Raw genomic sequence first — 9,434 nt, forward strand, 5'->3', positions numbered from 1 at the left:
CACCCAACTGATCACAACATCACACAGGCCCTAGCAGCGAGCTCCAGGAAGCGCAGGCCGACCTCCGTCACCTCGTCCGCCGTCCATCCCAGGGCCGGTTCGCCGAGGCTGACTTCGGCCATGGCGAGGCCGGGGGCGGCGTCCTCCCAGTGGGAGACGAACCAGATGCCCTCTTCCTCGGCCAGTGCCAGGTGGGCGGCGTTGAGGGCCTCGGCCGGGTGGGGGAGCCAGAGTTGGTACTCGTGGGTGGGCGGCACCTCGGGGTACAGGCGGGCGCCGGGGAGGGCGGCCAGGGCCGGGGTGAGGGCGGTGGCGGCGTGGTGGATGTGGGCGGGGATGCGGGGGAGGGCGGTGTCCAGGCCGTGGAGGGCGGCGAGGGCGGCCGGCCACTGCTGGGAGAGCTGGCCGCCGTAGCGGTGGCGCCAGGTGCGGGCGTAGGCGGTGAGGGCCTTGTCGCCGGCGAGGGCGGCGCCGCTGATGCCGCCGAGGTCCTTGTAGTAGGACACGTAGACGCTGTCGGCGAGGGCGGCGATCTCGTCGAGCCGCTTGTCGAAGTGGACCGTGGTGTTCCAGAGCCGGGCGCCGTCGAAGTGCACCCGGGCGCCGGTCTCGCGGGCCGCGGCGACGAGGGCGGTCAGCTCGTCCCAGGTGGGGAGGAGGTAGCCGGGGTCGCGCAGCGGGAGTTCGACGACCAGGGAGCCGAAGGGCTCGCCGACCGCGTGGAGTTCCCCGGGGGTCGACTGGCGCTGTTCGGTGGTGGGCCAGAGGCCGCGCAGGCCGGTGAGCTGGGTGTAGGCGTGCCGCTCGTGCCGTTCGATGTGGCTGAGCGGGTGCAGCGCCACGGCTGGGTTGCCGGTGCGTTCGGCGTGGTGGCGGAGGGCGACCTGCTGGGCCATCGTCCCGGTGGGGAAGAAGACCGCGTCCTCTTTTCCGAGCAGTGCGGCGGTCCGCTCCTCCAGCTGCCGCACCGGCCCGCCGCTGCCGTAGAAGTCGGGCAGGACGTCCAGATCGTCCAGGGCGGAGAGTTGGGCGAGGCGTTCGCGGATGCTGAGGACGCGGTCGGTGGAGAGGAAGCGCTCGCAGGTCATGCGGGCCGCGCGGCGCCGGTGGAACTCGCTCTGGTCGTCGGTCATCCGGCGATTGTCAGCCCGGTGGCGCGGTCAGACCAACCGCTTTTCCCACCGCAGGGCGGGGTGTCCGGGAATCCACGCCGTCTGGGTGTCCGCCGTGACGCGGAGCCGGACGGCGGTGAGGTCGGGGCGCCCGGCCTCCTGCCAGGCGGCGAGGAGCCGCTCGATCTCGTCCCAGAGGGCGAACCGGCCGCCCTGGTGGACCGTCCAGCCGTAGGTGTCGTCCTGGACCTGGGCGGAGGCGTCGGATACGGAGAGGCAGTAGACCGACTCCAGGTCCTCGCCCGTGGTGACCCAGAACCACGCTTCGGGGAAGGCGAGTTGGACGAGGAAGGCGGGCGTCGGGTCGTTGAGGAGGGTGGGGGAGGTGTCGGTCGGACGCCCGGTGCCGTCGGCGCCGGACCAGCCGGGCAGGAACGGCGGGCGGGACGGGCGCGGGACGGCGGCCCGGCCGGTGACCCGGCCCTCCGCGGTGCCGTCGGGGAGCACGGTGAGCTCGACCCGGCCGGCGCCCTCCTGCCAGGTGCCGAGGACGGCCGAGACGGTGCCGCCGGGTTTGGTCTGCCGCACCCAGCTGTAGGGGATCAGGCGGACCGGGTCGGTGGCGCGGACCCCGTCGTACGGCGGGTGGGCGGCGGCGGTGGGGGAGCCGACCTCCAGGATGTTCCGCGGGGCGTCGGGGTTCATCGTCCTCCTCGGGGTGGGGCCGGAGCTGGTCGGGGCCGCGAGGCCGCCCGCCCGCGTCGGGGGTGACGCGGACGGGCGGCCTCCGGTCGTCGTCAGGACGCGGCGGGCAGCAGCGCGGCGATGTCCCCCAGGAGCCGGGCCGCCGGCGCCGGGTCGACCAGCCACTTCAGGTGGCTGCCGGGGAGCGTGTGGACGTCGAAGGGGTTCTCCGGGGTCAGCGCGTCGCCCTCGCGGATCATGCGGTCCTGCATGGCGAGCGGGATGCCGGCGTCCTCGGCCAGCCGGACGTACGACTTGGGGATCCGTCCCCAGGTGTCGGGCCGGGCCCGGTCGTCGGGGGTGCCGGTGTCGAGGTTCTCGTCGGGCTGGAAGGTGTTGAGGAAGAGCATGAACTCGTCGTCCGTGCCGTCGGCGAGGAAGGACGCCTTGAAGGAGGCGAGGACGCCGGGGTCGGCGGTGCGGAAGTTGATGCGCAGCAGACCGAGTTCGGCCGGGTTCCCGACCAGCGCCGCCATCAGCCCCGCGGCGTCGGCCGTGGCCATCTCGGGCTCGGCGTTGTAGGCGTTGACGTCGAGGTCGACGGGGCACCAGGCGGAGACGTAGACGATGCGGTCGACCAGGTCGGGCCGCTGGTTGGCCGCGGCCGTGGCCGTCAGGCCGCCGCGGCTGTGGGAGACGAGGACGACGGGCCCGTTCCGCTTGGCCCGCTCCAGTATCCCGATGAGGTGCGCGACGTTGTCGGCGAGTGTGACGCCCTTGATGGCGCCGGGCGCGGTGGCGAGGCCTTCGAGGTCCTGCGGCGCCTGGTAGGCCCGGGGGTACGTCGCGGCGAAGCCGTGGCCGGGGAGGTCGACGGCGACGGAACGGTGTCCGAGGAGGCCGAGTTCGGCCTGGAGCGGCGCGAAGGAGAAGGAGTTCGCGAAAGCCCCGTGGACCAGGACGAAGGTGGGTTGCATCTGTCTACTGCTCACTTTCCGGTCCCCTGCGCCGCACTGGCCGGCCGCGGGGACTGCTTCGTGCGTGGCAGGCGCCGGCGGTCACCTGCGGACGCGCGAGGGCGGCGTGCGAACGGCTGCCCACGGTCCGGTGATTCACCCTACTCAGTGAATGATCATCAGCCCACCCTCCGGCGGCACGGCTTCGGTGCTCCACCGCCCACCGCTCACCCCGGGGTTACTCGGGGTGCGGGTCCGTGCCGTCCTCGGCGGGCCAGCGGCCCTCCGCGTACAGCCGGACGAGCGCGGCGTGGGAGAGCGGGCTGCTGGGGTCGGCGACGTCGCCGTTGGTGGTGTAGTCCAGGAGCACGACCTCGTCCTTCTCCCGGAGCCGCTCGACCAGGTCGGCGGCGCGGTGTTCGAGGACCCATCGGTAGGCCGGCAGGTAGATCCGGCGGCGGGCCGTCTCGTAGGACAGGAGCCGGTCGCCGTGCAGGCCGGTCCGGTGGCCCTGGACGGGGCCGAAGCGGCGCACCGTCCGCTTGAGGCCCTTCATCGAGGTGACGTGCAGCTTGGCGGGATCGACATCGGCGTCCCGGAAGACCTTGAGGGCCTGCCAGATCCCCTCCACGGACTGGCTGGTCGCGCCGTCGCCGTAGGGGACCGGGATGCCGCCGTGCGGGTAGAACGGGCTCAGCCGCACCCACGGGTCCGGCGCCCTGGAGGTGACGTCGACGATCTCCGCGCCGGGGAACGCGGCGGTCAGCGCGGCCGCCGTACGGCGACGGCCGGCGATGTGGATCGGCATGTGCGGGTTCTCCTGCTCGACGGCGCGGGCCACCGAGTGTCCCCGGTGCCACTGACATTCCTCGCCGGAGTGCGGGCGGACGGTCGCGGATCCGGCGCGGGGGCCGGTGGTCAGGTGCGCCGGTAGTAGGCCGCGACCGGGGCCCGGGCCTCCTCGGGCAGGGCGGGGCCGTCCGTCGGCACCGCCGGCCAGGCGCCCGAGTCGGGGTTGAGCTCGACGAGTTGCTCGGTGGCGAGCGCGTACACGACCCGGCCGATGCCGGAGCGGAGGATGCCCCCTTCGCACATGCCGCAGGGCTGGCAGCTGGTGTACAGCGTGGTGCGCGCGGCGGCGCCCGGGGTGAGTTCGCGGGCGGCCCAGCGGGCGAGCTTCAGCTCGGGGTGGGCCGTGATGTCGTCGTCGCGCCGGACGGTGTTGTGGGCCTCGGCGAGGACCTCGCCGTCCGGGCCGGCCAGCAGCGAGCCGTACGGGGCGTCGCCGAGGGCGACCGCGTGGGCGGCGAGGGCGATGGCGCGGCGCAGCAGGGCCTCGTCGGCTTCGGTGATCACGCGGTCCTCCAGTGGGTGGCGACGGTGGTGAGGGTCCGCCAGGCCTGCCGCGGGCGGCGGGTGTCCTCCGGATCGCCGTGGTAGGGGTCGAACACGACGGTCTCGGCCCCGAGGTCGCGCAACTGGCGCAGGTCGTCGAGGACCTGGTCGAGGGTGCCGACGCCGGCGGGCCGTTCGGGGTCGTCGACCGGCGCGGTGGTCAGCCGCAGGGCGATGCGGGGGGCGAACCCCGGCACCGGGTGCTCGGCCAGGACCGACCGCATCCGGGCGACGGGGAGCCGCAGCGGGTGCCAGGCGTCGCCGAACCGGACCGCCCGGCGCAGCGCCGCCTCGCTGTGGCCGCCGACCCACACCGGTACCGGCCGGTGGCCCGAATCGCCCGCCCAGGTGTCCCGCAGTGTGGCCAGGTACTCGTCGGTCAGTCTGCCGCGGGCGCCGAACGGCACGCCGAGGGCCTCGAACTCCCGGCGCGCCCAGCCGATCCCCACGCCCAGGACGAACCGGCCGCCGCTGAGCCGGTCGAGGGTGCTCGCCGTCCGCGCCACCAGCAGCGGGTGCCGGTAGGGCAGGACGAGGACGGTCGTGCCCAGCCGCAGGCCGGGGGCGGTCCCGGCGAGCCAGGACAGCGTGGTGAACGGCTCGTAGAACGGCTCCGGGTACCGCTCGGCCACGTCCGGGGTCACCGCGACGTGGTCCGACACCATGAGGAGGTCGAAGCCGAGGCCCTCCGCAGTCCGGGCCCACTCGCGCAGCACGCCGGGGTCGGTCCCGGGGCCGAAGTTCGGTACGTTGACGCCAAGTTGCATGGATCGAGGCTATCCCCGTGATCATGGCGGACGGAACGGCATCCTCCCTCTGTGTCCGGCGGATCGCCGGGGATTTCCCGGTAGATTCGCGCCATGGCCGCGAATCTTGACGACACCGACTGGGCGATCATCGAGCAGCTGCAACAGGAGGCCCGCATCTCGCTCAGCGAGCTGGGGCGGCGGGTGTCCCTCAGCCCGTCGGCGACCACGGAACGGGTGCGGAACCTGGAGTCGCTGGGCGTCATCACCGGCTACCACGCGACGGTGGACCTGGCGAAGGTCGGCTACCCGGTGCTCGCCGTCGTCCGGCTGAAGTACCCGGGCAACCGGCACGAGCCGCTGCGGCGACTGCTCGCCGAGCGGCGGGAGGTCCTGGAGTGCCTGCGGACCACCGGCGACGACTGCTACACCCTCAAAGTGGCGGCGACCTCCATGGAGCACCTGGAGACCCTGGTGGACGAGCTGGCCGGCTTCGGCAGCACCACCACGAGCGTCGTCTACAGCCGGACGCTGCCGCTGCGCGGGCCCGCTCGGCCCTGATTCCGGAGGGGCGTCGGAGGGGAGTCGTCGGAGGGGCGTCGGAGGGGAGTCGGGAGGGAAAGGTGCTCCCTCGATCGGGGGAGGTCGGCCGGCCGTCGCGCGGACAGACTGGCGATCGTGACCGGGGGTTTCCTACCCCCCACGATTCCACAGGAGTTGACCCGTGCGTCGTTCGCGCATCCGCCACATGGCACTCGCCCTCACGCTCTCGACCGCCGGGGCCGTCGCGGCCGTCGGGGCGTCGGCACCGTCCGCCATGGCGGCACCGGCGGCCGCGCCGGCCACGTCGGCCGCGGCCTCCTCGGACGCCGTGCAGCAGGGACTGAACGCGCTGGTGCGGACGGACGGGATGCCCGCCGCGCTCGCGACCGTCCGGGACGGGCGGGGCCGGACCCGCGACTACACCGCGGGGGTGGGGGACCTGGCCACCGGCGCCAAGGTCCCCGTCGACGGGCAGGTGCGGATCGGCAGCAACACCAAGACCTTCACCGCCGTCGTCGTGCTCCAGCTGGTCGGGGAGGGGAAGGTCGACCTCGACGCCTCCGTCGACACGTACCTCCCCGGCCTGGTCCGCGGAGAGGGCATCGACGGGCACGGCATCACCGTCCGGCAGCTGCTCCAGCACACCAGCGGACTGCCCGACTACGAGGGGCTGCTGGAGGAGTCCACCCTGCGGACCCGGTACTTCGAGCCCCGGGAGCTGCTGGACATGGCCCTCGGCCAGAAGCCCGCCTTCGCGCCCGGGGAGAAGTTCGGCTACAGCAGCACCAACTACGTGCTGGCCGGCCTGATCGTCCAGCGGGTGACCGGACGGCCGATCGCCGAGGAGATCGACCGGCGGATCATCCGGCGCATCGGGCTGCGGCACACCTACTTCCCGGCCGTGGGCGACCGGACGATCCGGGAGGCCCACCCCAAGGGCTACCGCAGGGATTCCGCCGACGCGCCGCTGGCCGACTTCACGGAGCTGGACCCGTCGGCGGCCTGGGCGGCCGGGCAGATGATCTCCACCAACTCGGACCTCAACCGCTTCTTCACCGAACTGCTGGTCCCGGACCGCCTGCTGCCCGCGGCCCAACTCGCCCAGATGCGCACCACCGTCCCGGTCGGGGACGGCATGGCCGCCGGACTGGGCATCTTCAGCCGGACGCTCACCTGCGGCGGGGTCTACTGGGGGCACGGCGGCGACATCCCGGGCTACGAGACCCGGGGCGGCGTCACCGACGACGGCCGCGCCGTGAACATCGCGATGACCACCATCCCGGCCGACTACGCCGTCACCCGGCACCTCGAAGGCGTCGTCGACGCCGCCCTGTGCCGCTGAGCTGGTGGCCGGGCCGTGAGCGGTCAGGAGCGGTGGTGGTTCCCCTCGTCGCCGATCACACCGTTCCCGTGGTGGACGGACACGCTGGAGTACGTCGCCCGCATGCGCGTGGCGTGAGCCGTCCGGTGCTGTTCGATCAGCATTCCCTCGGCGTTGTCGGACTGGTGCCGCCGCGCGCGTTCCCGGAGTACCAGGAAGGCCGTGGCACCGACGATGGCGCCGACGAGCGCGACCAGGAACACCGTGACGAAGACCATGCCGTCACCTTCCCCCCGTTCGAATGCGTCCAACCTTTATCTCACGGGCATTGGGCGGTCGCACCCGAGTCGTCGGAACAGCCGGAACAGCCGGAACAGCCGGCACAGTCGGGCGGTCGGGGCGGCAGACCGTCGCGACGGCCGGCTGTGCCGGCGACCGTACGGGGCGTCAGGGGCGGGCCTGTTCGGCGTTCGCGCGCTCCGTGACCAGCGCCAGGACGCGGCCCGCGACGGCGAGGTCCTCGGCCGGGATGCCGGCGTACAGGCGGGCGGTGATCCCGGCGGCCTCGGCGGTGGTGCGCTCGTAGAGTTCGCGGCCGGCCGCCGTGAGGTGCAGCCGGGACGCCTCCGCCGGGTCCTGCGAGAGCAGCCCGGCGGAGGTCAGTTCCCCGATCACGCCATGGACGACCGACTCCTCGGCCTTCAGCGACCCGGTGACGTCGCGGACGAGCGCGTCCCGGGCGATGGAGCCGCCCGCGACCGCGACGACCCGGAGCGTCACGCTCTGGTGGAAGGTCGCTCCGTGGCGGTCCAGCACGCCCTCCAGGGGGGCGCGCGCCGCGTAGTGGGCCAGAGCGATGACCCGGCCGTTGACGGCGGTGGGGGCCGTGGGGGCGGCGGGGGCCGTCGCCGGTGCGGCGTTGGCCGTGGTGGCGGTGTTGGTGGCGGTATCGGGTGCGGCGGCGGTGGTCATGACGGCTCCTCGGCGTTCTCGACGTTCTCGGCGTGCGGCGGATCCAGAGGTGCGTCGAGCAGGACGGCCAGTTCGCGGGTGAACTCCCGGGCGCGGGGGCTGTCCTGGCCGCCGAGTGGCGCCAGCAGCTGGTCCAGGAGGCCCTGGACCACCGTGATCGCGCGGCGGGTGACGTCGCTGCCCTGCTCGGTGAGCGACAGCTGCATGGCGCGCGGGTCGTCCGGGTCCCGGGTGCGGGCCACCAGCCCGGCGGCCTCCAGGGCGCGGGCGAGCTTGGAGACGTAGAGCGCTTCGAGGCCCGTGTGGTCGGCGAGGCGGCGCTGGCTGGGGCGCAGCCCGGAGCGCGACATGCCGTACAGGGAGGCCAGCACCGCGTACTGGGCGTGCGTCAGACCCAGTGGTGCGACCGCCCGGTCGACCGCCACCCGCCACTTCATCGACAGGCGCCAGACCAGGAATCCCGCGGTGGCGCCCTCAGCTGTTGAACTCACGGCGGATACAGTACATAGCTACTATGTCCATGGCTACTATTTTTCGGGGCCGGGGCCGGGGCCGGGGCCGGGGCCGGGGAATGGGGCTCGGGATGCCGGGCGGAGCGCCTCGGGCATGACTTTCGACAGATCCGGTGCGGCGGCGGCCCTCGTAGGGTCGTGGGCATGCGGATGAGTGGGGCGGCGCTGCCCGTGGTGGCGTCGGTGTGTATCGGGCTTGGTGTCACGAGCCTCTGGTGGGCGCTGCCGGCGATCGGGTTCTCCTTCCTGGCCGGGCTGCGGATGCAACGGGTGCGGCCGGCGGCGGTGGTGTTCGCCGTGCTGGTCGCGGCCGGGGTGCTGGTGGTCGGGGCGGTGCCCTCCTGGATCGTCCTGGGGCTGCGGTTCGTCGCGCTCGCCGTGAGCACCGGGATGGGCCCCTGGCTGCTGGGCCGGTTCTGGCGGCAGTCGCAGGAACTCGTGCGCGCCGGGTGGGAGCGGGCCGAGCGGCTGGAGCGCGAGCAGCAACTCGTCGCCGAGCAGGCCCGACTGCGCGAACGGGCCCGGATCGCCCAGGACATGCACGACGCCCTCGGCCACGACCTCAGCCTGATCGCCCTGCGCGCCGGGGCCCTCAAGCTCGCCCCCGACCTGGCCCCGCCCCACCGGGAGGCCGTCCAGGAGATCCGGGCGGGCGCGGCCGCCGCCGTCGACCGGCTCGGCGAGGTGATCGGCATCCTGCGCGACGGGGACGAGAGCGGCGCCGCCGCACGCGCGGCCCACGGACCGGCCGACTCGGACATCCCGCACCTGGTCGCCGAGGCGGCCGCCGCCGGCCTGGACGTCCGTTCGGAGATCACCGGTGAGCCGGACGGACTCCCGCGCGCCACCGAGCACGCCGCGTACCGGGTGGTGCAGGAGGCGCTGACCAACGCCGCCAAGCACGCACCACGAGCGGCCGTCACCGTGGAGGTGGCGTACTCGGCCGACGGCGCCCGCCTCCGGGTGGCCAACGGCCCCGCGCCTGTGCCCGCGGCCGTGCCCATGCCCGCACCTGCGCCCGTGCCCGCGTCCGCGTCCGCGCCCATGCCCGTACCTGCGTCCGCGCTCACCGTCGCCCGGGCGACGGGCTCGGCACCCGCGTCAACCCCGCGCGGCGCAACGCCCACCGGAACGTTCACCGGAGCGTTCGTCGGCACGTCCGCCGCACCCGCCGGAAGGTCCGCCTCGACGCC

The 9,434-nt window shown here is 73.9% G+C and carries 12 protein-coding genes; 3 read left to right on the forward strand and 9 right to left on the reverse strand.

What is annotated here, in order from left to right; all coding sequences use genetic code 11:
* Positions 1–11: 11 nt before the first annotated feature.
* The 6 genes from AE652_RS26960 to AE652_RS26985 form a co-directional block, all read right to left on the reverse strand.
* Positions 12–1,133, reverse strand: coding sequence for a low specificity L-threonine aldolase (locus AE652_RS26960; protein WP_049656033.1), 1,122 nt, complete (start codon positions 1,131–1,133; stop codon positions 12–14).
* A gap of 27 nt (positions 1,134–1,160) precedes the next feature.
* Complete coding sequence (locus AE652_RS26965; protein ID WP_049656034.1) at positions 1,161–1,817, reverse strand: hypothetical protein; 657 nt, start codon at positions 1,815–1,817, stop codon at positions 1,161–1,163.
* A gap of 92 nt (positions 1,818–1,909) precedes the next feature.
* The gene (locus tag AE652_RS26970) at positions 1,910–2,773 is read right to left on the reverse strand and encodes an alpha/beta fold hydrolase (RefSeq protein ID WP_049656035.1); all 864 of its coding nucleotides are present in this window, start codon (positions 2,771–2,773) and stop codon (positions 1,910–1,912) included.
* Between the two features lie 217 nt (positions 2,774–2,990).
* Positions 2,991–3,593, reverse strand: coding sequence for a hypothetical protein (locus AE652_RS26975; RefSeq protein ID WP_234348553.1), 603 nt, complete (start codon positions 3,591–3,593; stop codon positions 2,991–2,993).
* Positions 3,594–3,670: 77 nt separating this feature from the next.
* Positions 3,671–4,108, reverse strand: a complete 438-nt coding sequence (locus AE652_RS26980; RefSeq protein WP_049656037.1) for a nucleoside deaminase — start codon at positions 4,106–4,108, stop codon at positions 3,671–3,673.
* Positions 4,105–4,914: an LLM class flavin-dependent oxidoreductase gene (locus AE652_RS26985; RefSeq protein WP_049656038.1), complete on the reverse strand. Its 810-nt coding sequence runs from the start codon at positions 4,912–4,914 to the stop codon at positions 4,105–4,107. The genes AE652_RS26980 and AE652_RS26985 overlap by 4 nt, the downstream gene beginning before the upstream one ends.
* Positions 4,915–5,007: 93 nt before the next feature.
* Here AE652_RS26985 and AE652_RS26990 point away from each other — a divergent pair, with 93 nt between their 5' ends.
* Together AE652_RS26990 and AE652_RS26995 are read left to right on the forward strand one after the other, a co-directional pair.
* Positions 5,008–5,454 carry an Lrp/AsnC family transcriptional regulator gene (locus AE652_RS26990; protein ID WP_049656040.1) on the forward strand — a complete coding sequence of 149 codons (447 nt, stop codon included), beginning with the start codon at positions 5,008–5,010 and terminating at the stop codon, positions 5,452–5,454.
* A gap of 187 nt (positions 5,455–5,641) precedes the next feature.
* Positions 5,642–6,778 carry a serine hydrolase domain-containing protein gene (locus AE652_RS26995; RefSeq protein WP_049656041.1) on the forward strand — a complete coding sequence of 379 codons (1,137 nt, stop codon included), beginning with the start codon at positions 5,642–5,644 and terminating at the stop codon, positions 6,776–6,778.
* Positions 6,779–6,801: 23 nt separating this feature from the next.
* On the opposite strand, the gene AE652_RS27000 is transcribed toward AE652_RS26995, so the two are convergent.
* The 3 genes from AE652_RS27000 to AE652_RS27010 form a co-directional block, all read right to left on the reverse strand.
* On the reverse strand, positions 6,802–7,035 hold the full coding sequence (locus tag AE652_RS27000; RefSeq protein ID WP_049656043.1) for a hypothetical protein: 234 nt from the start codon (positions 7,033–7,035) through the stop codon (positions 6,802–6,804).
* A gap of 169 nt (positions 7,036–7,204) precedes the next feature.
* Complete coding sequence (locus AE652_RS27005; protein WP_082345990.1) at positions 7,205–7,729, reverse strand: winged helix DNA-binding protein; 525 nt, start codon at positions 7,727–7,729, stop codon at positions 7,205–7,207.
* Positions 7,726–8,220: a MarR family winged helix-turn-helix transcriptional regulator gene (locus tag AE652_RS27010; RefSeq protein WP_049656044.1), complete on the reverse strand. Its 495-nt coding sequence runs from the start codon at positions 8,218–8,220 to the stop codon at positions 7,726–7,728. Before AE652_RS27010 ends, AE652_RS27005 begins: the two co-directional genes overlap by 4 nt.
* Before the next feature lie 165 nt (positions 8,221–8,385).
* Between AE652_RS27010 and AE652_RS27015 the strand changes: the two genes are divergently transcribed.
* On the forward strand, positions 8,386–9,434 hold a 1,049-nt coding region (locus tag AE652_RS27015), incomplete at its 3' end, for a sensor histidine kinase (RefSeq protein WP_234348554.1).

This window comes from Kitasatospora sp. MY 5-36 (assembly GCF_001182915.1).
GTDB lineage: Bacteria > Actinomycetota > Actinomycetes > Streptomycetales > Streptomycetaceae > Kitasatospora.

Coding starts and splice junctions, on each gene's coding strand:
- AE652_RS26965 (WP_049656034.1), bottom strand. CDS start 1,817: ATGAACCCCGACGCCCCGCGGAACATCCTGGAGGTCGGCTCCCCCACC.
- AE652_RS26985 (WP_049656038.1), bottom strand. CDS start 4,914: ATGCAACTTGGCGTCAACGTACCGAACTTCGGCCCCGGGACCGACCCC.
- AE652_RS27005 (WP_082345990.1), bottom strand. CDS start 7,729: ATGACCACCGCCGCCGCACCCGATACCGCCACCAACACCGCCACCACG.
- AE652_RS27000 (WP_049656043.1), bottom strand. CDS start 7,035: ATGGTCTTCGTCACGGTGTTCCTGGTCGCGCTCGTCGGCGCCATCGTC.
- AE652_RS26970 (WP_049656035.1), bottom strand. CDS start 2,773: ATGCAACCCACCTTCGTCCTGGTCCACGGGGCTTTCGCGAACTCCTTC.
- AE652_RS26990 (WP_049656040.1), top strand. CDS start 5,008: ATGGCCGCGAATCTTGACGACACCGACTGGGCGATCATCGAGCAGCTG.
- AE652_RS26960 (WP_049656033.1), bottom strand. CDS start 1,133: ATGACCGACGACCAGAGCGAGTTCCACCGGCGCCGCGCGGCCCGCATG.
- AE652_RS26995 (WP_049656041.1), top strand. CDS start 5,642: ATGGCACTCGCCCTCACGCTCTCGACCGCCGGGGCCGTCGCGGCCGTC.